Here is a 23,962-nt window from a genome sequence, read left to right as displayed (position 1 = left end):
TGGGGGAGCGATCTAGGACAGGGGGCCTGGTGAGCCTCCCTGCGGGGCCGCGGTCACCTTGGCCGAAAGGCTGCGCCACTTCTCCTCGACCGCCACCCGGTGCAGGCGCCAGCCCTCCGCCGTGCGCAGGAGCCCGAAGTCGTAGCGGCCACCGCACACCAGGTCCGGTGGCGTGGGGGTGTCGGCGGCCGTGAAGCACATGGGGTTCAGGTAGTCGGCCCGGACCCGGGCGGTGTCGCCCGTGTCGTGGTCCAGGACGCCGAAGCGGATCCGGCGGTTGACGATCAGGTGCTGGCGCACGGGGAACAGGGCCAGGTTCTCGGCGAGCCAGTCGGCGATCCCGGGCGCGGGGCCCTCGATGCCGCCCGACGAGCGGTAGTCGGCGCGGCCGTCCGGTGTGAACAGCCGCCGGTACGCCGTCCAGTCGCCGTCGTCCACCGCCACGGCGTACGCGGTGATCACCTCGTCCACGGCCAGCCGGTCGATCACGGTCGCGAGCTCCGCGCGCTGGGTCATCGGCACAGTGTTGGGCATGGCGGGTGAAGTGCCAAGAGGACGAACGGGTTTATTCGGGGATCATGGCCGGGTGACGAAGTGGACGAAGAACGAGCCTCCGGTCGAGCGGCCGGGCCGGGAGCCGGAGCTTTCCCCCTACCAGGAGGCGATGAGGCGAAGGCTTCTCGCCGCCCCGGTGGTAGAGGCGCCCGAGCCCTGGCGGCGCATCGCGTACGCCCCGGTCGGCGGACTTCTCGGGATCGGATTCGCGTCACACCCCGGCACCGGCCAGGACGTGGTCATGGTCGTCTCGCACGACGGGCACGGCCTCTTCGACGCCGTCACGGGGGAGAAGATCGCGCGGGATCGTGACGCGGACCCCGAGGACGGCGGCCCCGACGCGGATCCCGCGCTGTGGTGTCCCGGGCTGGGACCGGTCGCCGGAAGCAGGGTGCGCATCGCCGGCCTCTTCGGAGGAGGACTGCACACTTCCGGCGGAGACGGCTGGAGGCTGGAGGTGGTCGCCCCGGCCTGGCCGAACGAGCGTGTCCTGCTCTCTCGCGACGGCGGTCTGCCGCACTCCGGACCGCACGGGGAGCGCTGGTGGCACATCTTCCACTCCCACTACTCCGAACTCCGTGCCGCTGGATTCTCGCCCTCCGGTCGGACCCTTGCCGTGGCGACGAGCAGCGATCTGTCCCTGTGGACCCGCGACGCAAAGGGTGTGTGAGCGCGGCGACCCCGCCGCGGGCCGGCTCAGGCGGCCTCGATGACCTCCGCGCGGATCGCCGTGGCCCACTGGACCACCAACAGCTCGTACTCCTCGCGCTCTTGGGCGGACAGGGTGCCGCCCGCGCGCAGCCAGAGGGCCCGGATCTGCTCGTTCACCTCGGCGGCGGACCGCACGGAACCAGAGGTCGGGAATTCGCGGGACATGCGGACAGCCTAGGGGCAAGCACTGACACTGCGCTACCGCCCGGCTACGCAGAACGTATGGGGTTGGTCACCGCGGCCACGCGCCGCGCGGGACCCCGCTCAGCTCGCCGACTCGGCCGCGTGCGGGCTCAGTTCGCCCGCCGCGACCAGGGCGATGATGACGACGCCGAGGGCCACGCGGTACCAGACGAACGGCATGAAGCTCCGGTGGGAGATCCACTTCATGAACCATGCGATCACCGCGTATCCCGACGCGAACGCGATGGCCGTCGCGAACAGGGTCGGGCCCCACGCCACATGGCCCGCGGCCACCGAGTCCTTCACCTCGAACGCGCCCGAGGCGAGCACCGCCGGGACGGCGAGAAGGAACGAGTAGCGGGCCGCGGCCTCGCGCCGGTAGCCCATGAACAGGCCGCCGCTGATGGTCGCGCCGGAGCGGGAGACACCGGGGACCAGGGCGCAGGCCTGGCACAGGCCGAAGACCAGACCGTCCTTGACGCCCAGGTCCTGAAGGGACTTGCGCTGCTTGGGCGCCCGGTGCCGGCCGCCGGTCTCGTCGCGGGCCGCCAGCCGGTCGGCGACACCGATGACCAGGCCGACCACGATCAGCATCGTCGCGGTGACGCGCAGGTCCCGGAACGGGCCCTCGATCTGGTCCTTGAGCGTCAGACCCAGCGCGCCGATCGGGACCGAGCCGACGATCACCAGCCAGCCCGTCCGCGCGTCCTGGTCCCGGCGCATCGTCCTGTCGAACAGTGACCGGAACCAGGCGGAGACGATGCGCCCGATGTCCTTGCGGAAGTAGATCAGTACGGCGGTCTCCGTGCCGATCTGGGTGATCGCCGTGAAGGCCGCGCCGGGGTCCTCCCAGCCGGAGAACGCCGCGGTCAGCCGCAGATGCGCGCTGGAGGAGACGGGCAGGAATTCGGTCAGCCCCTGGACGAGTCCGAGGATGAGGGATTCGAACCAAGACATGAAGGTAATGCGTCCAGTGCTGTCGGGTAAAGAAGTGACCAAATGGCGAGGGTAGCGTAGCGGGCCCGGGTGACAGCGTGGAAACGGGGGCTGGGTGTGCTTCCCGTGGGGTTACGAGGCGACCGGGCCCGTGATCGTCCAGCCCGGCGCCTGCGGGTGGGCCGTCAGGTCCTCGTGGCGCACCTCGTCGCCGCAGGCCCGGCAGGTGACGACCGGGACGAGTTCGTGGCCGCAGGCGTGCTCGACGGCCATGGGCAGGTCGGCGCCGCCCCGGATGTGGCGGTCGCCCCACTCCTTCAGGGTCATCAGGACCGGCTCCAGCTCCAGGCCCGCCTGTGTGGGCCGGTACTCGAAGCGCTGCGGGCGCTCGCTGTAGAGGCGCTTGGTGAGGATCCCGGCGTCCACGAGGCGGCGCAGCCGGGTGGCCAGGATGTCGCGCGGGGCGCCTGTGTTGCGCACCAGCTGGTCGAAGCGGCCGTTGCCCAGACAGACCTCGCGCAGGACGAGCAGGGAGTACTTCTCGCCGACCAGTGCGAGGGCGTCGGCGATCGAGCAGGGGCGCGAGTCGTGCGTGGTCTTCCGTGCGGCCATGAGGGCCAGTCTAGAGGAGGGTTTGATTTTCCAACTCGCAGAGCTATGGTGAGTTCGGATTTCCTACTCACTGGTAGCCGGCCAAGGAGGCCTCCGCCATGCGCGACGCAGTGATCGTCGAAGCGGTACGCACCCCCATCGGCAAGGGCAAGCCGAACGGCTCCCTCGCCCACGTGCACCCCGTGCAGCTCCTCGCCCACACCCTGCGCACCCTGGTCGAGCGCTCCGGCGTCGACCCGGCGCTGATCGACGACGTCATCGGCGGCACCGTCGACCAGGTCGGCGAGCAGGCCATGAACACCACCCGGTACGCCGTCCTCGCGGCCGGGTTCCCCGAATCCGTCCCGGCGACCACCGTGGACCGCCAGTGCGGCTCCTCCCAGCAGGCCGTGCACTTCGCCGCGCAGGGCGTCGTCTCCGGCGCCTACGACCTCGTGGTCGCCTGCGGGGTGGAGTCGATGAGCCGGGTGCCGATGTGGTCCAACGTGCCCGCCGGGAAGGACCCGTTCGGGCCGGGAGTCGCCGAGCGCTATCCCGAGGGCCTGGTCCCGCAGGGCGTCAGCGCGGAGCTGATCGCCGCCAAGTGGTCCCTCACGCGCGCGCAGATGGACGAGTTCGCCGTCTCCTCGCACCACAAGGCGGCCCGCGCCTGGGAGAACGGCCTCTTCGACGCCGAGGTCGCCCCGCTCGACGGAGTCGGCCGCGACGAGTGCGTACGCCCCGGCAGCACCCCGGAGATCCTCGCCGGTCTCAAGCCCGCCTACTACGACCCCGGTTTCGCCGAACGCTTCCCGCAGATCGAGTGGAACGTCACGGCGGGCAACGCCAGCCCGGTCAACGACGGCGCCTCCGCCGTTCTGATCACCTCCGGCGAGACGGCCGCCCGCCTCGGCCTGCGCCCGCTCGCCCGCCTGCACAGCTTCGCCGTCACCGGCTCCGACCCGCTGCTGATGCTCACCGGTGTCGTCCCGGCCACCGAGAAGGTGCTGCGCAGGGCGGGGCTGACCATCGACGACATCGACCTCTTCGAGGTCAACGAGGCCTTCGCGAGCGTGGTGCTGGCCTGGCAGCAGGAGACCGGCGCCGACCTCGCCCGGGTCAACACGCACGGCGGCGCCATCGCCCTCGGCCACCCCCTCGGCGCCAGCGGCACCCGGCTGACCACCACCCTGGTCCACGCCATGCGGGAGCGGGGTGCCCGCTACGCCCTGCAGACCATGTGCGAGGCGGGCGGACTCGCCAACGCCATGATCCTCGAAGGGGTCTGACCGCTACCGGCCGCGCCAGTGATGCCGCTTGCGCCAGGCCACCACCGTGCCCAGCAGCGCCGGTACGGCGATGGAGGCCGTCGCGATCAGGAAGGCGGGGGAGGTCGGTGCCGAGGCGCGGGCGCCGGCGACCGCGTAGGCGGCGGTGTTCGGGACCGACCCGACGGCCGTGGCCAGCAGGAACGGCCACCAGCCCATGCGGGAGACGGCCGCGCAGTAGTTCGCCGCCCAGAACGGCACCCCCGGGAACAGCCGCGCCGCCAGCATCGAGCGGAACCCGTGCCGGCTCAGCTGCCCGTCGGCCGCCCTCAGCCAGCGGCCCCGCAGCAGCGGACGCAGCGCGTCCTGACCGAGGAGCCGGCCGAGACCGAAGGCGACACCGGCGCCGAGCACCGTGCCCGCCAGCGCCGTCGCCAGCCCCAGCGGGGAGCCGAACAGCGCCCCCGCCGCCAGGTTGAGCAACGGCCGCGGCACGAACGCCACCGTGCACAGCCCGTACGCCGCCGCGAACGCCATGGCCGCCGCGGCCCCGCCGAGCTGCGGCGGCCAGCCCCGGGCCAGCAGCCGCTGCGGCTCGAAGACCAGGACCCCCGCACCGGCCCCGGCGAGCAGCGCGAGCAGCAGCGACAGGCGGGCGTACGGGGACAGCAGCGCGCGCGTGCAGCGCGCGGCGAGTCCGGGAGCGGCTGTCGCGGTGCCGGCGGGATCGGCGTCGAGCATCCGGTGACATTAACCGACGTACGCGGATGATCGCCGCCACGGGTGGGTCCGGGTGCCCTCGGCGCCCGGACCCGGCGGTCACGCGCGCGTGCTCACGCGGCGAGCGCGTGACCGGGGTGCAGAACCACCTTGGTGTAGCCCTCGATCCGCTGGTCGAACTTCTCGTACGCGAGCGGTGCCTGGTCCAGCGGCAACTCGTGCGAGACCACGAAGCCGGGCTTGGCCCGCCCGGCGATGATCAGGTCGCGCAGCTGGCGGTTGTACCGCTTGACGTTGCACTGACCGGTGCCCATCTGCTGGCCCTTCTCGAACATCTTCCCGATCGAGACCAGCAGTTGGCCGTGCTTGGCGTGCTCGTCGGGGCCGCCCGGGTCCGAGGGCACGTACAGCCCCGGCACGCCGAGCATGCCGGTGGGCCGGACCGTCTCGACCAGTTCGTTGAGGACGATCGCGGGTTCCTCGTGGCTGGCATCGTGCGCCTGGGCCTGGTAGCCGACGGCGTCCACGCCCTTGTCGGTGCCCTCTCCGTCCGTCTGCTCCTTGATCTGCTGCGCCGGGTCGCCCTTGGTGAAGTCGATGGGGATCGCCCCGATCTGCTCGGCCTTGGCGAGCCGCTCGGGCACCCGGTCGACCGAGAAGACCTTCGCCGCACCGCGCAGCAGCGCCGAGTACGCGGCCATCAGCCCCACCGGCCCGGCGCCGTAGACGGCCACGCTCTCGCCGGGCGACACCTGGGCGAGTTCGCAGCCGTGGTAGCCGGTCGGGAAGATGTCGGCGAGCAGCACGAAGTCGGTCTCGAACTCCTCGCCCGGCGGCAGCTTCAGACAGTTGAAGTCGGCGAACGGCACCCGCAGCAGCTCGGCCTGGCCGCCCTCGTACGGGCCCATCGCCACATAGCCGTAGGCCCCGCCGGCGAATCCGGGATTGACCGTCAGACAGAATCCGGTCTTCCCGGCGAGACAGTTCTTGCAGAATCCGCAGGCCACGTTGAACGGCATCACGACCCGGTCGCCCACGGACAGCGAGGTCACGCCGCCGCCGACCTCCTCGATGACGCCGAGGTTCTCGTGCCCGAAGACGATGCCCGACCGGGCGGCCGTACGGCCCTCGTACATGTGCAGGTCCGAGCCGCATATGGCGGACGAGGTGACCCGTACGAGGACATCGTTGGGGTGCTGGATCGAAGGATCCTGGACGTCCTTCACCCGCACGCTGAAAGGCTGTTCGTAGACGACGGCTTTCATCTGTGTCACCTCCGCGTCGAACGCCGGACCATGGCCCCGCGTGCCCGCTTCACCGTCGGTACTTCCAGGGAACGCCCGTACGAAACGGGGCGCAACCCCCGTATCGTTCGTCCCATGACCGTCACCGGCGCGACCCCGCCGCACGTGCCGCGCAGCGCACTCGCCGACACCGTGCTGGCCCGCCTCACGCCCGCGTACGCCGCCGCCGGGGACCCCGGGCGGGCCGTCGCCATGCGGGACTACATGAAGGACGTGGCCCCCTTCCTCGGCATCCCGACCCCGGCCCGCCGCGCCCTGTCCCGCACGGTCCTCGCGGGTACGCCCCGCCCCGACGAGGCCGACTGCACCGCGATCGCCCTGCGCTGCTGGGCGCTGCCCGAGCGTGAGTACCACTACTTCGCCGTGGACTACCTGCGCCGGCACGCCGCCCGCTGCGGCTCCGGCTTCCTGCCGGTGACCCGGTACCTGGTGACGACCGTCCCCTGGTGGGACACCGTCGACCTGCTCGCCGCGCACGTCGTCGGCACGCTCGTCACCGCCGATCCGGAACTCACCGCCGACATGGACGCCTGGATCACCGACGGCGACCTGTGGGCGGTGCGCACGGCCCTGCTGCACCAGCTGGCGTGGAAGGAACGCACCGACGCGGAGCGGCTGTTCGGCTACTGCCTGCTCCAGTCCGGGCACCCCGACTTCTTCGTCCGCAAGGCGATCGGCTGGGCCCTTCGCGCGTACGCCAGGACCGACCCCGGGGCCGTGCGGGCGTTCCTGGCGCGGGAGCGGGGCCGGTTCGCCCCGCTGAGCGTGCGGGAGGCGCTGAAGAACATCGGCGCCTGACGGCGTCCGGCACGGAAAACCATTCGACGCCGAACGGCTCCTCGGCGATGATCGACGTCATGTTCCGGTACGCCTTCCTCCTCGCAGCATCCGCCGTCGCGGATGCGCCGAAGGCTGCCGTCCCGTATCTCGCGGCCGCTGTCGACGGCGCCCGAAGCTGACCCTCTCCGGACATTCCGGCGGACCCCGCAGGGGGAGGGTCGGCCGGTCCCCGGGGGTCCCGCATCTCTTCCCACGCCTGAGAGGCTTCGAGGTACAGCCATGTCCAAAACGGCCTACGTGCGCACCAAGCCGCACCTGAACATCGGCACCATGGGTCACGTCGACCACGGCAAGACCACCCTGACCGCCGCCATCACCAAGGTCCTCGCCGAGCGCGGCACCGGCACCTTCGTGCCCTTCGACCGCATCGACCGGGCCCCGGAGGAGGCGGCCCGCGGCATCACCATCAACATCGCCCACGTCGAGTACGAGACCGGCACCCGGCACTACGCCCACGTGGACATGCCGGGCCACGCCGACTACGTCAAGAACATGGTCACCGGCGCCGCGCAGCTCGACGGGGCGATCCTCGTCGTCTCCGCGCTCGACGGGATCATGCCGCAGACCGCCGAGCACGTGCTGCTCGCCCGCCAGGTGGGCGTCGACCACATCGTCGTCGCGCTGAACAAGGCGGACGGCGCCGCGGACGAGGAGCTGACCGACCTGGTCGAGCTGGAGGTGCGCGACCTGCTCACGGCGCAGGGCTACCCCGGGGACGCCGTACCCGTCGTACGGGTCTCCGGGCTCCGGGCGCTGGAGGGCGACCCGCGCTGGACGGCGTCCATCGAGGCGCTGCTCGACGCGGTGGACACCTATGTGCCCATGCCCGAGCGGTATCTGGACGCGCCGTTCCTGCTGCCGGTGGAGAACGTGCTCACCATCACCGGCCGGGGCACGGTCGTCACCGGCGCGGTGGAGCGGGGCACGCTCCGGGTGGGGGACCGGGTGTCCGTGCTGGGCGCCGACGTCGAGACCGTCGTCACCGGGCTGGAGACCTTCGGCAAGCCCATGGCGGAGGCGCAGGCCGGGGACAACGTGGCGGTGCTGCTGCGGGGCGTGCCGCGGGACGCCGTCCGGCGCGGACACGTCGTCGCGGCTCCCGGCAGCGTCGTGCCGGCCCGGCGGTTCTCGGCGCGGGTCTACCTGCTCTCGGGGCGCGAGGGCGGTCGTACGACACCGGTCGCGAGCGGGTACCGGCCGCAGTTCTACATCCGCACCGCGGACGTGGTCGGTGACGTCGACCTCGGCGCGGCGGGGGCGGCCCGGCCCGGCGAGACCGTGGAGATGACGGTCGAGCTGGGACGCGAGGTGCCGCTGGAGCCGGGGCTCGGGTTCGCCATCCGTGAGGGCGGCCGGACCGTGGGCGCGGGAACGGTGACGGTTGTCCACAATGGATGAGTGAACGAATCGATACCCGTCCTCCGCACCACCGACCACGGCACCGCCAAGCTCATGCCCGACGTCGACCGTGCGCGGGCCTGGCTGCTCACGGTCGACGGGGCGCCGCAGTCGTACGTCGATCTCGATGATCCCTCGTATCTGGAGTTCGAGTACGCGCGGCGCCTCGGGTATGTGCTCGACGTCGTGGCCGAGGCCGGGCGGGCGCTGGACGTGGCGCATCTCGGCGGGGGTGCGCTGACGTTGCCGCGGTACGTGGCGGCGACCCGGCCCGGCTCACGGCAGGACGTCGTCGAGGCGGACGCCGCCCTGCTGGAGCTGGTCGTCGAGCATCTGCCGCTGCCGGCGGGCTCGGGTGTCGAACTGCACGCGGCCGACGCCCGGGCCTGGCTGGAGGGCGCGCCGGACGATCACGCGGATGTGCTGATCGCCGACGTCTTCGGCGGCTCCCGGGTGCCGGCGCATCTCACCACGCGGGCCTACGCCCGCGAGGCCGAGCGGGTGCTGCGTCCCGGCGGGGTCTACTTGGCCAACCTCGCGGACTCCGCGCCGTTCGCCTTCCTGCGCTCCCAACTGGCCGCGTTCGCCGAGCTGTTCGAGGAGCTGCTGCTGATCGCCGAGCCGGGCGTACTGCGCGGGCGGCGGTTCGGCAACGCCGTGCTGGTCGCCTCGCACCGGCCCCTCGACGTCGCCGCCCTGGCCCGGCGCACGGCGGCGGACGCCTTCCCGGCGCGAGTCGAACACGGGGCGGCGGTACGGGAGTTCATCGGCGGCGCGCGGCCGGTCGAGGACGCGGACGCCGTACCGTCACCCGAGCCCCCCGACGGGGCGTTCGGCATCGGCTGACGCGGGTGTGGAGTCGGCGACCGGCTGGGTGCGGCGGGTCAGCGTGCGCACGTCCGGGACCAGCAGCACCAGCGCGGTGACCAGGACGACCAGGACGGCACAGCCCCACAGGGCGGCCGCCCGGCCGAAGCCGGACTCCGCCGGGCCCGCCAGCGCCGTGGCGAGGGGCAGCAGCGCGACCGAGCCGAACCAGTCGTACGCCGAGACCCGGGAGAGCTTGTCCTCGGGGATCTCCTGGTGCAGCGCGGTCATCCAGGAGACGGCGAACACCTCCACCGTCGTACCGGCGACGAACATCACCACGTACAGCGCGCCCACCGGCACCGGCACGGCCAGCGCGGCCGAGGGCAGGGCCAGCGGGAAGACGCAGAGCGTGCCGGCGAGCAGCAGCCGGCGGGGCTTCCAGCGGGTCATCAGCAGGGCGCCGGCCACCGTGCCCGCGCCGAACGACGCCAGCGCGAGGCCCCAGGGCCCGGCGCCGCCCAGGCGGTCGCGGGCGACGAGCGGGCCGTAGACCGAATCGGCCGCGCCGACCACCGCGTTGGCGATGGAGAACTGCACGACGATCCCCCACAGCCAGGGCCGGCCGACGAACTCCCGCCAGCCCTCGCGGAGATCGGCCAGCATGCCCACGCCCGGGGTACGCGGCGGGATGTGGCCGACGTCGAGGAAGGAGCGCAGGGCGCCCGCGACGGCGAAGCCCGCCGCGTCGATCGCGAGCACCCAGCCGGGGCCGACGGCGGCGACCAGCGCACCGCCGAGCGCGGCCCCGCCGAGGGCCGCGCCCTGCGTGGCCATGCGGAAGAAGGCGAACGCCCGGCCCGCCTGTTCGCCGTCCACGGAGGACATCAGCATGCCCTCGGCCGCCGGGCCGAAGAACGCCTGCCCGGTGCCGCCCAGCGCGGTGAGCAGCATCATCTGCCACAGTCTGGGCTCGCCGGTCAGCACGAGCAGGGCGAAGGCGCCCTGGGACAGGCAGTTGAGGACGTTGGCGGCGACCATCACCCGGTGCCGGGGCAGCCGGTCGGCGAGGACACCGCCGATGAGCAGGAACACCACCAGCGGCAGCGTGCGCGCGGCGGCCACCAGGCCCACGTCCCCGCCGTCGCCGCCCGATTCCAGCACGGCGAACGCGGCGGCGATGAGCGAGCCGTTCGCGCCGAGGTCGGTGATGACGGCCGCCGCGGTCAGCAGGGAGTAGTTGCGGCTTGCCCAGGTGGGTCTGTGGAGGTGGGTGGGGGAGCCGGAGATCTCGGTCACCGGCCGACTATCCCTACCCGCTCCGGGTTTGCCAAGCGAGTTTGCGGACGTCAGGGAGGGTGGCCACCACCCTGCGGAGGGGCGAGGGCGCTGATCGTGGGTGGAGGTCAAGTCCGGCGGTGGCGGGGCCTGTTACCGGCGAGTTCAAGAAGCTTGTAAGATCCACTCCGACCCAAACACGCCCTAACTGGGGGAAACAACTCATGACCAAGCGCCTTTCCGCCCTGGCCGTTTCCGTGGCCGTCGCCGGAGGCTTCCTCGTCACGTCGGTGCCCGCTCAGGCCGCTCCGGCCGGCCACGTGGTCTCGAAGGTCGCCATCACGTGCAACGAGAGCCGGATGCGCCAGCAGATAGCCGACCTCAAGCGCAAGGCCGCGCAGCTCAAGCAGTTGGGGGAGGACGCGGCGGCCAGGAAGGCGCTCAGCGACGCGGCCGCCCTCCAGCACCGGCTCGACCAGTGCATCGCGTCCGAGCGGGACGGGAGCAAGCCGTTCCCCGGCTGAGCATCCGGTTCGATGTGTGGCGCCGCCCGTCCCGTTTCACGGGTGGGCGGCGCCACACGCCTGTCAGGTCTGCCGACGCAGCCGGTCCCGGCCCCCGTTCCGGCGGGCCGGGACCGCTGGTCACTGCAGGGTCGGTTTGCCGTGCAGCCGTACCGTGCCGAGGATCTTCTGGATGGTCGCGTCGGACAGTTCGTCCTTGACGCCCTTGGCGCCGTAGAGCGTCCACGAGACGAAGTTGTCGACGGAGTTCTTGAAGGCGAACGTGATGGCCTTGCCGTCGGTGGCGCACTTGTTCTTCTTGGGCACCCCGACGACGTACGACGTCGCGACGCTGCCCTTCAGCCCCGACGCCGTCGTGAAGGGCTTCGCCTCGCCGATCTTGAGATACTTCTTGTCGGCGTCCGACTGGTCCGTGTATCCGCCGAACGCGAAGGCGGCCGCGTCGCCGCGGGCGATGCTGGCCGTGTCCTTGCCGCCGTTCTCGCCCTTCGTGCCGCTGCCCGCGAGCGCGTAGAACTCCTTCGAGCCGTTGTCGTCGGTGGTGCAGTAGTCCTGTTTCAGGAACGAGGGCCCGGAGAAGCCGATGTAGGCCGACCCGTCGCCCTTCTTCTTGTCCTCGAAGAAGCTGAAGATGCCGGGCCGTTCCACCTCCCAGTCGGCCGGTACGTCGAAAGCCGTGCCGTACTTGGGGTTCACCACGACCTTCCAGCCCGCGACGGTCGGCTTCTCCGTCTGGTTGCCGCGCGGGTCGCCGTCGTCCGAGGATGAGGTGGCCGTGGGGGCCTGCGTCGGCGACTGGCTCGTGTGCGCACCGCCCTTGCCGCCGCCCGCCGTGTCGTCCTTCTTGCCGTCCTTGCCGAGGACCAGGAATCCGGTCACGCCCGCGGCGACCACCACGGCCGCCGCCGCGATGATCGCGATCATCTTCGTACGGCCGCCGCCGCCCTGCGGAGGTGTCGGAACGGGCACGGTGGGCGGCTGCGGCTGCCCCCACGGCGGCTGCTGGCCATACTGCCCGGCCTGTGGGTACTGCTGGTACCCGGGCTGCTGGTACGGGTTCGGCTGCTGGTAACCCGGCTGCTGGTACGGGTTCTGCTGCGGGTTCGGCGCGCCCCCTGGCGGCTGCTGATCTGGCCACATGGCCAGTAACTCTATGGGGCCTGGGACACGATTCGGTCACCGGCCCTCGTCAGGGCCGTAGCGAAGCGCGGGCGGGCACCGGTCCGTGCTGGCCAGTTTCGGCTACTCGTGAGTAACGTGAGGTCCATGAGCGCAGACCAGATGTCGATCGGCGAGATGCTCGCCGCCACCGTGCCCATGGCCCGGACGCTGAACCTGGAGTTCCTGGAGACGAGCCGTGAGCGCGCCGTCGTGTCCCTGCCGGACCAGGACGCCTTCCACAACCACGTGGGCGGGCCCCACGCCGGGGCGATGTTCACGCTCGGAGAGTCGGCCAGCGGCGCCATCGTGCTGGCCGCCTTCGGGGACCAGCTCGCTCGCGCGGTGCCGCTCGCGGTCCGCGCCGAGATCGCCTACAAGAAGCTGGCGATGGGCGCCGTCACCGCGACCGCGACCCTGGGCCGCCCGGCCGCCGAGGTCGTCGCCGAGCTGGACGCGGGGCAGCGCCCCGAGTTTCCCGTGGCGATCGAGATCCGGCGTGCGGACGGCGCCGTCACCAGTGAGATGACGGTCGTCTGGACACTGCGCCCCAACAAGCAGGACTGACCCGGCATTTCGCGATACCGGCACAGAGGCCCCCGGCGTCGAGGAGTGGGGGTCCCGGGCTGCCGCGGGCGATGGGCGCGCCCGTGGGGAAGGGGCCGGCCGGCGCCCCCCCCACGGCCGGGCATCGCTCCGGCTCCCGTCCGGTGGGCGGACCGCCACCCGCCCCCGGCGCCGCCGCCCCGGACCGGCGGGCGGGCCGTCGACGGCTCAGGCGGCCCGGTGTTCCGCGCCGTCGCCGGTCGCGCCGTCCGCCAGGCCGGCCACGAACTCTCCGAGCCAGCGCCGGAATTCGGGCCCCAGGTCCGGCCGGTCGCAGGCCAGCCGGACCACCGTGCGCAGATAGTCGGCCTTGTCGCCGGTGTCGTAGCGCAGCCCGTCGAAGACGACCCCGTGCACGGTGCCGCCCGTCGCGAGGTCCTGGAGCGCGTCGGTCAGCTGGATCTCGCCGCCGCGACCCGGCGGGGTGCGCTCCAGGACGTCGAACACCGCCGGGTCCAGCACGTACCGGCCGATGACCGCGTACCGGCTCGGCGCGGTTCCGGGTGCCGGCTTCTCCACCAGGCCGGTGACCCGTACGACACCCTCCTCGCCGGTCGCCTCGACCGCCGCGCAGCCGTAGAGGTGTATCTGCTCCGGGGCGACCTCCATCAGCGCGACCACGCTGCCCTCGTAGCGCTCGCGCACGTCCAGCATGCGGCTCAGCAGGGTCTCGCGCGGGTCGATCAGATCGTCGCCGAGCAGGACCGCGAACGGCTCGTTCCCCACGTGGTGCCGGGCGCACAGCACCGCGTGGCCGAGGCCGAGCGGGTCGCCCTGGCGGATGTGGTGGATGTCGGCGAGCCGGGCGGGATCGCGTACGGCGTCCAGACGCACCGTGTCGCCCTTGGCGGCCAGCGCCTGCTCCAGCTCGAAGGCGTTGTCGAAGTGGTCCTCGATGGCGCGCTTGTGCCGGCCGGTGACCATCAGGACGTCGTCGAGACCGGCCGCGGCGGCCTCCTCGACCACGTACTGGATGGCCGGCTTGTCGACGACCGGCAGCATCTCCTTCGGTGTGGCCTTGGTCGCGGGCAGGAACCGGGTGCCGAGTCCCGCGGCCGGTACGACGGCCTTGCGGACGGCACGGGGGGAATCGGGGGGCGCTGCGGAGTGGGGGGCGATCATGCGGCTCATGGTGGAGCACATGGATGAGAGTGCGCCCGGAGAAGCATGGGAACCGGCTGTGGACGCCGGAGGAGCCGTCGGAGTCACTCACCGGAGAAGGCGTCGGAGTCGCCTGCCGGAGAACTGTCGGGGATCCCGACGGAGAACCGTCGGAGAACCCGCCGGGATGTGATACCGGCGGTAACTCCTGTGGAATTCGCCGATTTTGAAGCCCAGTCAATCCATCTTCTTGTTTCCTGTGAGGCGCGTGTGCGAAGGTGAGCCTCCCCGCGGGAAGGGCAAAGGTCGGCGTCGAACGCCGAGACCGGCCCTGGTGGTACGCACCAATCAGGCACTGCTTTCCGACAGAACCGCATTTCGTACGCAGTTCTGCGGTGAGAAAGGAAATGGTTCCGTGCAGTCCCCTCACCCCCCACGCCCGCCGTACCCGCCCCTGCCCGGTCCGGGCGGAGCCTCCGACCGGGATCTCCTCGCCCGGCTGTCCGGCCCGCACGCCGCCCGCCATCACGCCGTCGCGGTGCTGCTGGCCCGGCACTGGCGAGCCGCACGCGACTACGCCGTCGTCTGCCTCGCCTCCTTCGGCCCCGCCGCCCCGCTCGTCGCCACCGCCGCCTTCCACGACGTGCTCGGCCGCGCTGCGGGCGGTGCCGTCGGCGGCGCCCTGCGCCCGCACCTCCTGGTCGCCGTCCGCGACACCGTCCGCACCTGGGCCGCTGACGACGCAACCTGTACGACTCTGCCGGAATTGCGCAGACCCACCGGCGGCCGAGGACTGCGTGCCGCGCACCCCGGAACGCCGGAAAGGCGACGGCTCGCCGAACGCGCTTTCCGGGACCTTCCCGGCGCGTCGCAATGCCTTCTGTGGCACACCGAGGTGGAAGCGGAGCCGATAAACATACCCGCCGGTCTGCTGGGTATCGCTCCGGCCACCGCAGCGGCCGCCCTGGAACGGGTCCGCGAGCAATTCCGTGCGGGCTGCGTACGTGCCCACAGAGAACTCGCGCCGACGAAGGAATGCCGTTTCTACAACCGGCTCCTCGATGTCCCGATGCGCCGCGGCGGAGCCCTGCTGCCGGATGTGCGACACCATCTGACGGTCTGCCCGTACTGCCGGCATGCCGCCGACACCATCGGGCAGTTCGAGGGCGACCTGGGCCTGATGCTTGCCGAGACCGTGCTCGGCTGGGGCGCCCGCCGCTACCTCGACTCACGCCCCGGACGCGGCGCCGCCGAGGAGTGGCCGACCGCAGCCGCCCCGGACGCGGACCGGGCGGCGTCCGGCGTCCGGCATCGCACCGGCCCCGGGGGCCGCCGCCGAACGGCCCTGCTCGTCGGCGCCGGACTGACCTCGCTCGCCCTGCTCGCCACCGTCCTCGCGGTCAGAAGCTGGTCCGATGACAACGGTGTCCCCACCCCGGGCGCCACCTGGGGCGCCCCTGCCGGCCACACCGGCCCTGCGCGCGACAGCCGCCCCGGCGACGCGCCCTCCGCCGCGTCGGCCGCATCCGCCGCATCCGCCGAGTCCACCGGCTCGGTCGGCGGCTTGGGCGCCCCCGTCGAGGTCGCCCACGGCAATCTGCGCGCCCTCGGCTCCGGGCGCTGCCTGGACGTGCGCGGGGGCGGCGTGTGGGAAGGCGGGGTCGAGCCAGGCGCGGGGGTACGGCTCGCCCCGTGCTCGGCCGCCGCCTCGCAACAGTGGTCGTACCAGGACGACGGACTGCTGCGCAGCGCCGCCGACCCGGCCCTGTGCCTGGCCGCCGACCCCGGAACGAAGAGCGTCGTGCTGGCCGGCTGCGTCGTGCACGCGGGAGACGTGGTCTACGACTTCACCGTGCGGGGCGAGATCCTGCTCCGCCGGAGCGGGGGACTCGCGCTGGCTTCGGGAGCGGACGGCTCGGCCGACGGGGTCGGGGTGGCGCGCCGGGACGGTTCGTCGGGGCAGCGGTGGGCGCTCGGGTCCGGCGCGGGCGGGCCGGGGGCGAGTGAGGTGGCGCCCGGTGGCCCGGGAGCGCCGGACGGGGCAGGACCCACGGGGGTACCGGGTGCGCCGGGCGCCGCCGGGCAGCCCGAGCCGCCGCCGGGGGAGCCAGAAGTTCCCGGCGGGGGCTGGCAGTTGAGGTCGTCCGGGGGTGGGGACGGGGCCCGGAACGAGCACGAGAACGAGACCAGGATTGTTCAAGTCCGGACCGGCGAGCAACGGCGCCGTACCGAGCCGGGGTCCCCAGGTGACGTGCTGCTCGCGATGGGCGGTGCCCTCCAGCGGGTACCCGGTCCGGTCGCGGCGGTACCGGCGACGGTGCGCGAACTGCTCGGTGGATCGTGATCGAGTCACCGGCGTGAAGTCATGCAGAATTTACAGACTTCGCGTGACTGTCCCTGCGTGTTGCGCCCGGGTGAGTGCGCGGTGAAGCGGGCGGGCGGTTTGCCGGGGTTGGGGCGGTGTGGTGCGTGGGCCGGGGCGGTTCCCGGCCCACGCACGTGACGGAATTCGCCGCGTTTTCTCCCCTTGCGGGGAATTCGATCGCATGGCCGAATCGGCGTCACGGTCCGCGAATTGAGCGCGACGTTATTGACCCCTCAGTAACACCTCGCTAGGTTCCGGTGCCCTCGCACCAGAGAGTTCCGCCGCACACCCCCCACCGTGCTGTCTCGCCGACCGTGCCGGAGCAACATGACCTCCCCTGTGCGCGCCCACGACCTGATCCTTTGCCTCACCCCGTTCGGCGAGCCCGACGCCGGGCTCGCCGCAGCCGCCAGCGCCGCCGGCGGGCTCGGCATCCTCGACCTCGGCTCCGGCGATCGAAGATCACGAGAGGAACTGTCCCGGCTGAAGCGGGCGTCTCCGGGGGCCTTCGGAGTACGCGTGAGCGGGCGCTGCGCGCTGGCTCCGGCCGACGTCGGGGATGCCCCGGACGTGTTCGTCCTCACCCCGGACGCGCCGTGGAAGATGGCTGAACTCCCGCCGTCGTACCGGGTGTTGGCCGAGGTCACCGACCTCGGGCAGGCTCGCACCGCCGTCCGTGCCGGTGCCCGGGGGCTGATCGCCCGGGGCGGCGAGAGCGGCGGCCGGGTCGGTGACCTGAGCACCTTCGTCCTGCTGCAACAGCTCTTGTCCGACAGTGAGTTGGCGGGAGTCCCGGTCTGGGCCTGCGGCGGTGTCGGACCGCGAACGGCGGCGGCCGCCGTGGCCGGCGGGGCGGCCGGAGTCGTCCTCGACAGCCAACTGGCCCTGCTGCCCGAGTCGGGCCTGCCCGAGACGGTCCGGGCTGTGCTGCGGAACCTGGACGGCTCGGAGACCGTGCTGCTGGGCGGTCACCGGGTACTGCGGCGCCGCGGCCCCGCCGCCCCGCGGCCACCGGCCGACGACCCGGAGGAGATCGCGGCCCTGCTGGGCGTGGACGATACGCGCGGCCAGCTGCTGCCGGTGGGCCAGGACGGCTTCCTCGCCGCCCGGTTCGCCGATCAGTGGGGTGACGTACGGCGGGTGGTACGGGAACTGTCGGCGGCGATCCACGACGTGACGCGTACGGCACCCGATGCCCCGGTCGACAAGGGGTCCGACACTCCGGCCGATGCGAAAACCCCCGCCTCACTCGATACGGGATCCCCCGCCTCGGCCGCTACGGCACCCCACCCTCCGGCCGCCACGGGATCCCCCGCTCCGGCCGCTCCAGGAACCTCCGCCTCGGCCGCTACGGCACCTCACCCTCCGGGCGTCACGGAACCCCTCGCTTCGGCCGCTTCGCGAACCCCCGCCCCGGCCGTTACGGCACCCCACGTCGCAGCCACTACGCGAACCCCCACCCCGCCCGGCACACCACGCCCCACCCCGCCCCACACCCAACCCCCCGCCCCAGCCGACGCCGCACCGGCCGTCGCCCTGCGGCCCGGGTCTGCCATGAGTCGGGCGCTCGGGACGCGGTTGCCGTTGGCTCAGGGGCCCATGACACGGGTCAGTGACCAGGCCGGTTTCGCTGCCGCCGTTGCCGAGGGCGGTGCGCTGCCGTTCCTGGCGTTGGCCCTCGCGGACGGTGCGCGGACCCGGGCGATGCTGACCGAGGCGCGGGCCGTGCTGGACGGCCGGCCCTGGGGTGTGGGTGTTCTCGGATTCGCGCCGGAGGAGATCAGGAACGCCCAGCTGGACGCCGTACGGGAGCTGCGGCCCACGCACGCGGTCATCGCGGGCGGCCGCCCCGCCCAGGCCGAGGCGCTGGAGCGGGCCGGGATCCGGACCTTCCTGCATGTGCCCTCGCCGGGGCTGCTGCGGCAGTTCCTGGAGGCAGGGGCCCGCAGGTTCGTGTTCGAGGGGGCCGAGTGCGGCGGGCATGTGGGGCCCCGGGCGTCGTTCCCGCTGTGGGAGGCCCAACTCGCGGTACTTGAGGAGTACTTGGCGAGTGCAGGTGAGGAGGCCGCCCGGCAGGTGGAGGTCTTCTTCGCGGGCGGGATCCACGACGAGCGGTCGGCCGCGATGGTCGCCGCCCTGGCCGCGCCGCTCACCGCCCGGGGCGCCGCCGTCGGCCTCCTCATGGGAACCGCCTACCTGTTCACGCAGGAGGCGGTGGCACACGGCGCGATCCGGCCCCTCTTCCAGCGGCAGGTGCTCTCCGCCACCACGACCGCCCTGCTCAGGACCGCGCCCGGCCACGCGACCCGCTGCGTGCCGAGCCCCTTCACCGGCGACTACCCGGACCGGGAGGCCGTCCTGCGGGCACAGGGGCTGACCGACCGTGAGGTCTGGGAGGGACTGGAACGTCTCAACGTCGGCCGGCTGCGCATCGCCAGCAAGGGTGTCGAGCGGGGCGCCGACGGGCAGTTGGCGGCCGTCGACGAGCAACGGCAGCTGACCGACGGGATGTTCATGGCGGGCGAGGTCGCCGTCCTGCGCTCGGCGACCACCACCGTCGCCGAGCTGCACCGGTCGGTGACCGACGGCGCCGCCGACTTCCTGACCCGGCGCGCCGGACACCCGGATCCGCGGGCCGCGCAGGAGCCGGCCCCGCCCGCCCCGCTCGACATCGCGATCGTCGGCATGGCCTGCATGTTCCCGCAGGCCCCCGACCTCGCCGCCTTCTGGGCCAACGTCGTCGCCGGACACGACGCCGTGACCGAGGTCCCGCCCGACCGCTGGGACCCCGCCGTGCACCACGCGGCCGGCAGCACGGCGTCGAAGTGGGGCGGCTTCCTGCCCCGCATCCCCTTCGACCCGCTGAGCTACGGCATCCCGCCCGCCTCCCTCGGCAGCATCGAACCCGTCCAGCTGCTGTCCCTGGAGGCGGCCCGCCGGGCGCTGGAGGACGCCGGGTACGGCGAGCGGGGGCGGGCGTTCGACCGCGCGCGGACCTCGGTCGTCTTCGGCGCCGAGGCGGGCAGCGACCTGTCCAACGCCGTCACCCTGCGTGCCGTCCTGCCCGCGTACTACGGCCGCGTCCCCGACGGCATCGAGGAGCAGTTGCCCCGGCTGACCGAGGACTCCTTCCCCGGCATGCTGGCCAACGTCATCTCCGGCCGGATCGCCAACCGCCTCGACCTCGGCGGCGCCAACTTCACCGTCGACGCCGCCTGCGCCTCCTCGCTCGCCGCCCTCGACGTGGCCTGCAAGGAACTCGTCTCCGGCACCAGCGACCTGGTGCTGTGCGGCGGCGCGGACCTGCACAACGGCATCAACGACTACGTCCTGTTCTCCTCCGTCCACGCGCTCTCCCCGACCGGCCGCTCCCGGGCCTTCGACGCCTCCGCCGACGGCATCGCCCTCGGCGAGGGCGCGGCCTGCCTGGTCCTCAAGCGGCTCGCGGACGCCGAACGCGCCGGCGACCGGATCTACGGCGTGGTCAAGGGCCTCGGCTCCGCCAGCGACGGCCGCTCCCTCGGCCTGACCGCACCCCGGCCCGAAGGCCAGCGGGCCGCGCTGGAGCGGGCCTACCGCAACGCGGGCGTCTCACCGGCGGAGGTCGGCCTGGTCGAGGCCCATGGCACGGGGACCGTCGTGGGCGACCGCACCGAACTCACCGTACTGAGCGAAGTGTTCACCGAAGCGGGTGCGGGCACGGGCAGTTGCGCGCTCGGCTCGGTCAAGTCCCAGATCGGGCACACCAAGTGCGCCGCCGGACTCGCCGGGCTGATCAAGGCCGCCCTCGCCCTCCACACCGGCATCACCCCGCCCACCCTGCACCTGGAGCGCCCCAACCCGGCCTGGACGCAGGACGACAGCCCCTTCGTCTTCCACACCCGGGCCCGCCCCTGGACGGAGCCGCCCGCGCGACGCGTCGCCGGGGTCAGCGCGTTCGGGTTCGGCGGCACCAACTTCCACGCGGTGCTGGCCGCGCACACCGAAGCCGCGGCGCCTGCGCAGAGCCTGGACGCCTGGCCGTGCGAGCTGTTCCTGTTCCGGGGCCGGGACACGGCGGCGGCCCACCGCACGGCGGCGGAGATCCTCCGCGCCGCCGAGGCCGACGGCAGCCCCTGGCGGCTGCGGGACCTCGCCCTCGCCGCCGCCCGCCGCGCCGACACCACGCACGAACCGGTACGGGCCGCGGTCGTGGCCCGGGACGTGGACGACCTGACCGGGCAACTGCGGCGGGTCCTCGCAGGTGAGCAGGATCCGGCCGCCGGGATCCACGTGGCGCCTCCGGCGCAGGGCACCGACCCGCACGAGGGCCCGGACCCGCTCGACGGCCAGGTCGCGTTCCTCTTCCCCGGGCAGGGCAGCCAGCGCACCGGCATGCTGGCCGAACTCCTCGTCACCCTCCCCGAGTTGCGTCACTTCCTGCACCTCGGCCGCGCCCACGCCGACACCGTCCACCCGCCGGCCGCCTTCGACGACACCGCCCGGGAGCGGCACCGGGCCGCCCTCACCGACACCCGGGCCGCGCAGCCCGCCCTCGGCATCGCAGCTCTCGCCGCTCACGCCTTCCTCACCTGTGCGAACGTCCACCCCGACCAGGCCGCCGGCCACAGCTACGGCGAGCTGGCCGCCCTCGCCGCGGCCGGCGCCCTCGACCCGGAGACCCTGCTGGAACTGAGCGGCGAACGCGCGGCCGCGATCCTGGCGGCGGCCGGTGACGACCCCGGCACCATGGCCGCCGTCGGCGCCGGGGCCGAGACCGTCGGTGTCGCCCTGCGCACCTCGGGGGCGCCTGCGTCGGTCGTCGTGGCCAACGTCAACTCGCCGGAACAGACGGTGATTTCGGGACCGACGCCGGATGTCGAGACCGCCGTACGACTGCTGCGAGCGGCTGGGCTCGGGGCCCGGCGCATCCCCGTGGCCTGCGCCTTCCACAGCCCGCTCGTGGCCACGGCGGGCGAGCGCTTCGCGAAGGCGCTCGCGGAAAAGCCGGTACGGGCGCCCGAGTTCCCCGTCTTCGCCAACCGCACCGCCGCGCCCTACCCCGCCGACCCCGACGCGGTGCGCGCCGAGCTCGCCGCCCAGATCGGCTCCCCGGTCGACTTCGCCGCCCAGATCGAGGCGATGTACGAGGCGGGCGCGCGGCTCTTCGTCGAGGCGGGGCCCGGCACCGTGCTCACCCGGCTGGTCGGCCGGATCCTCGGCGACCGGCCGCACCGCACGGTCGCCTGCGAACCGACGGCCGACAGCGGCCTGCGCGGCTGGCTCGACGCACTCGCCCGGCTCGCGGTCGCCGGCCGGCCGGTGCGCACGGCCTGGCTGCTGCGGGGCCGCGACGCCGTCGACGCGCTGCGCGCCCCGGCGCCGAAACGGCCCGGCTGGACGGTCGACGGTCACCTCGTCCGCACCGCCGACGGAGCCCTCCTGCCCGGTGCCCTCGCACCGGCCCGACGAGTCGTGGAGACGACCGTGACCACCGACCAGCCGCATGGCACCCCGGCCGACCGGGACGCGTTGATCTCGGAGTTCCTGCGCACCAGCCGGGAGATGATCGCCGCCCAGCGCGACGTGCTGCTCACCTACTTCGGAGCCACGCCGGGCGCCACCCCACCGGCGCCCGCCCTGCCCGCGCCGTCCGCACAGTCGGCCCTGTCCGATGCGCCGGTCCGGCACGAGAGCCGCGAACTCTCCCCGGCCGAGGGGCAGTTGATACCGGAGGCGGCCGATGGTGTGCCGACGGACGACGTGGAGCGGATCGTCCTGGAGATCATCAGCGAACGTACCGGCTATCCGGTCGACATGATCGAACCCGACCTTGATCTGGAGGCGGACCTGAGCATCGACTCCATCAAGCGGGCCGAGATAGCGGGCGAACTCGCCAAGCGCCTGGGCATCGCGGGCGGCGCCGCCGTCCTGGACGACGCCGAGCTGGAGGAACTCGCGAAGGCGCGTACGGCAGCGGCGGTGACGGGGTGGCTGACGGCGCGGGTCGGAGCGGGCCCCGGGGACGATGGCGGGGCCGGGGGCGAGCCGGTCGGGAACCGGCCGGACACGTCGTACCCCGGTGCGCCGACCCCGGACACCCCGCGCGCGGAGCACACGTCGGCCGCGGCCGTGCCACCGGTCCCGGAAACCCCTCTGTCCCCCGGTGTACCACCCCGGCGCTGTGAGCTGCGGCCCGTGCCCCTCCCGGAGTCCGGCCCGGCTGGCCTCGACCCGGCCGGCCGGCGGTTCGTCCTGCTCGGCGGCGGCGAAGCCGTGGCGGCCGAGGTCGCGGCACGGCTCGCCGGGGCCGGAGCCGAGCCGGTGACCCTCGACGGCGGTCACCTCCTCGCCGCCGCCGACGGTCCCGTCGACGGTGTCGTGTACCTGGGCGCGCTGCCCGGCCCCGAGCTCCCGGCGCTGCCGGACGCCTTCCCGGTGCTCCGGGCGGCGCTGGCGTGCGGCCCGCGCGGGCTGCTCGCCGTGCGGTCCGCCGAGCGGGCGGCGGTGCGGGCGGCCGGGCTGGACGGGCTGTTCCGCACCATCGGCCGCGAACACCCCGAGCTGCTCACCAGGGTCGTGGCCGTACCGGACACCGCACCGGCGGCCGTCGCCGACGCCGTGCTCGCCGAACTGCGCGCCCCCAAGACCGCCGCCCCCGTCGTCCTGCGTACGGCGGCCGGCGCCCGCCAGGGTCTGGAACTGGTGCCCGCGCCCCTCGGACTGCTCGGCACGACCGGGGCCGGGCCCGCCGCCGACGGCGCCGCCGAGGCGGCCGCGCTCGGGCTCGACCGGGACTCCGTCGTCCTGCTGGCCGGGGGCGCCCGGGGCATCACCGCCCGGTTCGCGGCCGCACTCGCCCGTGCCTGCCGCTGCCGCGTCGAACTGCTGGGCCGCACGCCCGCGCCCACCGCACCCGAGGACCCGCGCACCGCCGCCGCCCGCACCCCCGTCGAGTTGCGCGCGGCGCTCGCCGCCGGACCCGGGGCGCCGAAGCCCGCCGAGATCAACAGGACCGCCGAACTGCTCCTCGCCCAGCGGGAGATCGCCACCACCCTCGCCGAACTCGGCGCACTCGGCAGCGAGGCACGTTACCGCGCGGTCGACTTCCGGGAGCGGGACGCCGTCCTCCAGGCGGTCAAGGAGATCCACGCCGAACACGGCAGACTCGACGGCGTCGTCTTCGCCGCCGGGATCATCGAGGACCGGCTGATCGCCGACAAGACCCCCGAGTCCTTCCAGCGGGTCTACGGCACGAAGACGGCCGGGGCCGCCGCGCTGTTCGCCGCTCTGGACGACCTGCCCGCCGCACCGGCGTTCACGGTGCTGTTCGGCAGCATCGCCGCCGTGCTCGGCAACCGCGGCCAGGCCGACTACGCCGCCGCCAACGACGCGCTGGAGGCGCTCGGCGCGGACTGGGCCGACCGCACCGGCAACCGCGCGCTGACCGTCCACTGGGGACCCTGGGCGCCGTCCGGCACGCACACCGGGATGGTCGGGGCGGAACTCGGCCGGGAGTACGCCCGGCGCGGGGTCGAACTGATCGACCCGGACGAGGGCACCGCGGCCCTGCTCCGGGAACTCGCCTGGGGCGACCCGGCGGCCCGCGCCGTCGTCCACACCGCGTCGGGCTGGTGA

The 23,962-nt window shown here is 73.3% G+C and carries 18 protein-coding genes; 9 read left to right on the top strand and 9 right to left on the bottom strand.

Annotated features, from left to right (window positions below):
- Positions 1-12 precede the first annotated feature (12 nt).
- A complete protein-coding gene (locus AC4OXY_RS12355) occupies positions 13-516 on the bottom strand; it encodes a nuclear transport factor 2 family protein (protein WP_356030011.1) in 504 nt (167 codons plus the stop codon).
- Between the two features lie 70 nt (positions 517-586).
- Between AC4OXY_RS12355 and AC4OXY_RS12350 the strand changes: the two genes are divergently transcribed.
- Positions 587-1,225 (top strand): hypothetical protein, encoded by a 639-nt coding sequence (locus AC4OXY_RS12350; protein ID WP_491993919.1) that lies wholly within the window; start codon positions 587-589, stop codon positions 1,223-1,225.
- A gap of 26 nt (positions 1,226-1,251) precedes the next feature.
- Here AC4OXY_RS12350 and AC4OXY_RS12345 read toward each other — a convergent pair whose 3' ends face one another.
- The 3 genes from AC4OXY_RS12345 to AC4OXY_RS12335 form a co-directional block, all read right to left on the bottom strand.
- The gene (locus AC4OXY_RS12345) at positions 1,252-1,431 is read right to left on the bottom strand and encodes a hypothetical protein (protein ID WP_356030012.1); all 180 of its coding nucleotides are present in this window, start codon (positions 1,429-1,431) and stop codon (positions 1,252-1,254) included.
- Positions 1,432-1,530: 99 nt separating this feature from the next.
- A complete protein-coding gene (locus AC4OXY_RS12340; protein WP_491993918.1) occupies positions 1,531-2,406 on the bottom strand; it encodes an undecaprenyl-diphosphate phosphatase in 876 nt (291 codons plus the stop codon).
- 111 nt (positions 2,407-2,517) lie between these two features.
- Positions 2,518-2,997, bottom strand: coding sequence for a winged helix-turn-helix transcriptional regulator (locus tag AC4OXY_RS12335; protein WP_356030014.1), 480 nt, complete (start codon positions 2,995-2,997; stop codon positions 2,518-2,520).
- A gap of 98 nt (positions 2,998-3,095) precedes the next feature.
- Here AC4OXY_RS12335 and AC4OXY_RS12330 point away from each other — a divergent pair, with 98 nt between their 5' ends.
- On the top strand, positions 3,096-4,265 hold the full coding sequence (locus AC4OXY_RS12330) for a thiolase family protein (RefSeq protein ID WP_356030015.1): 1,170 nt from the start codon (positions 3,096-3,098) through the stop codon (positions 4,263-4,265).
- 3 nt (positions 4,266-4,268) lie between these two features.
- On the opposite strand, the gene AC4OXY_RS12325 is transcribed toward AC4OXY_RS12330, so the two are convergent.
- Together AC4OXY_RS12325 and AC4OXY_RS12320 are read right to left on the bottom strand one after the other, a co-directional pair.
- On the bottom strand, positions 4,269-4,985 hold the full coding sequence (locus tag AC4OXY_RS12325) for a TVP38/TMEM64 family protein (protein ID WP_491993917.1): 717 nt from the start codon (positions 4,983-4,985) through the stop codon (positions 4,269-4,271).
- A 92-nt stretch (positions 4,986-5,077) separates the two neighbouring features.
- Complete coding sequence (locus tag AC4OXY_RS12320; protein ID WP_376288317.1) at positions 5,078-6,229, bottom strand: glutathione-independent formaldehyde dehydrogenase; 1,152 nt, start codon at positions 6,227-6,229, stop codon at positions 5,078-5,080.
- A gap of 114 nt (positions 6,230-6,343) precedes the next feature.
- Here AC4OXY_RS12320 and AC4OXY_RS12315 point away from each other — a divergent pair, with 114 nt between their 5' ends.
- The 3 genes from AC4OXY_RS12315 (at position 6,344) to AC4OXY_RS12305 (ending at position 9,352) form a co-directional block, all read left to right on the top strand.
- Positions 6,344-7,066, top strand: coding sequence for a DNA alkylation repair protein (locus AC4OXY_RS12315; RefSeq protein WP_491993916.1), 723 nt, complete (start codon positions 6,344-6,346; stop codon positions 7,064-7,066).
- A gap of 261 nt (positions 7,067-7,327) precedes the next feature.
- Positions 7,328-8,506: an elongation factor Tu gene (gene tuf / locus AC4OXY_RS12310; RefSeq protein WP_402065314.1), complete on the top strand. Its 1,179-nt coding sequence runs from the start codon at positions 7,328-7,330 to the stop codon at positions 8,504-8,506.
- Positions 8,507-9,352, top strand: a complete 846-nt coding sequence (locus AC4OXY_RS12305) for a spermidine synthase (RefSeq protein WP_362821376.1) — start codon at positions 8,507-8,509, stop codon at positions 9,350-9,352.
- On the opposite strand, the gene AC4OXY_RS12300 is transcribed toward AC4OXY_RS12305, so the two are convergent.
- A complete protein-coding gene (locus tag AC4OXY_RS12300) occupies positions 9,314-10,612 on the bottom strand; it encodes an MFS transporter (RefSeq protein WP_356030023.1) in 1,299 nt (432 codons plus the stop codon). The genes AC4OXY_RS12305 and AC4OXY_RS12300 overlap by 39 nt on opposite strands.
- Positions 10,613-10,815: 203 nt before the next feature.
- Here AC4OXY_RS12300 and AC4OXY_RS12295 point away from each other — a divergent pair, with 203 nt between their 5' ends.
- Positions 10,816-11,115 (top strand): hypothetical protein, encoded by a 300-nt coding sequence (locus tag AC4OXY_RS12295; protein WP_356030025.1) that lies wholly within the window; start codon positions 10,816-10,818, stop codon positions 11,113-11,115.
- Positions 11,116-11,235: 120 nt separating this feature from the next.
- On the opposite strand, the gene AC4OXY_RS12290 is transcribed toward AC4OXY_RS12295, so the two are convergent.
- Positions 11,236-12,255 carry a DUF8017 domain-containing protein gene (locus AC4OXY_RS12290; protein WP_356030026.1) on the bottom strand — a complete coding sequence of 340 codons (1,020 nt, stop codon included), beginning with the start codon at positions 12,253-12,255 and terminating at the stop codon, positions 11,236-11,238.
- A 126-nt stretch (positions 12,256-12,381) separates the two neighbouring features.
- On the opposite strand from AC4OXY_RS12290, the gene AC4OXY_RS12285 reads away from it, so the two are divergent.
- Positions 12,382-12,840: a DUF4442 domain-containing protein gene (locus tag AC4OXY_RS12285; protein WP_356030028.1), complete on the top strand. Its 459-nt coding sequence runs from the start codon at positions 12,382-12,384 to the stop codon at positions 12,838-12,840.
- A gap of 207 nt (positions 12,841-13,047) precedes the next feature.
- Here AC4OXY_RS12285 and galU read toward each other — a convergent pair whose 3' ends face one another.
- Positions 13,048-14,001 (bottom strand): UTP--glucose-1-phosphate uridylyltransferase GalU, encoded by a 954-nt coding sequence (gene galU / locus AC4OXY_RS12280; RefSeq protein ID WP_376288322.1) that lies wholly within the window; start codon positions 13,999-14,001, stop codon positions 13,048-13,050.
- Between the two features lie 394 nt (positions 14,002-14,395).
- Between galU and AC4OXY_RS12275 the strand changes: the two genes are divergently transcribed.
- Both AC4OXY_RS12275 and AC4OXY_RS12270 read left to right on the top strand, forming a co-directional pair.
- Positions 14,396-16,324: an RICIN domain-containing protein gene (locus tag AC4OXY_RS12275; protein WP_491993915.1), complete on the top strand. Its 1,929-nt coding sequence runs from the start codon at positions 14,396-14,398 to the stop codon at positions 16,322-16,324.
- Between the two features lie 348 nt (positions 16,325-16,672).
- Positions 16,673-23,962 (top strand): SDR family NAD(P)-dependent oxidoreductase, encoded by a 7,290-nt coding sequence (locus AC4OXY_RS12270; protein ID WP_491993914.1) that lies wholly within the window; start codon positions 16,673-16,675, stop codon positions 23,960-23,962.

It is taken from the genome of Streptomyces sp. HUAS MG56, from assembly GCF_058673395.1.
Note: the sequence above shows the minus strand (reverse complement) of the source record. Positions and strands in the feature narration are given on the sequence as shown.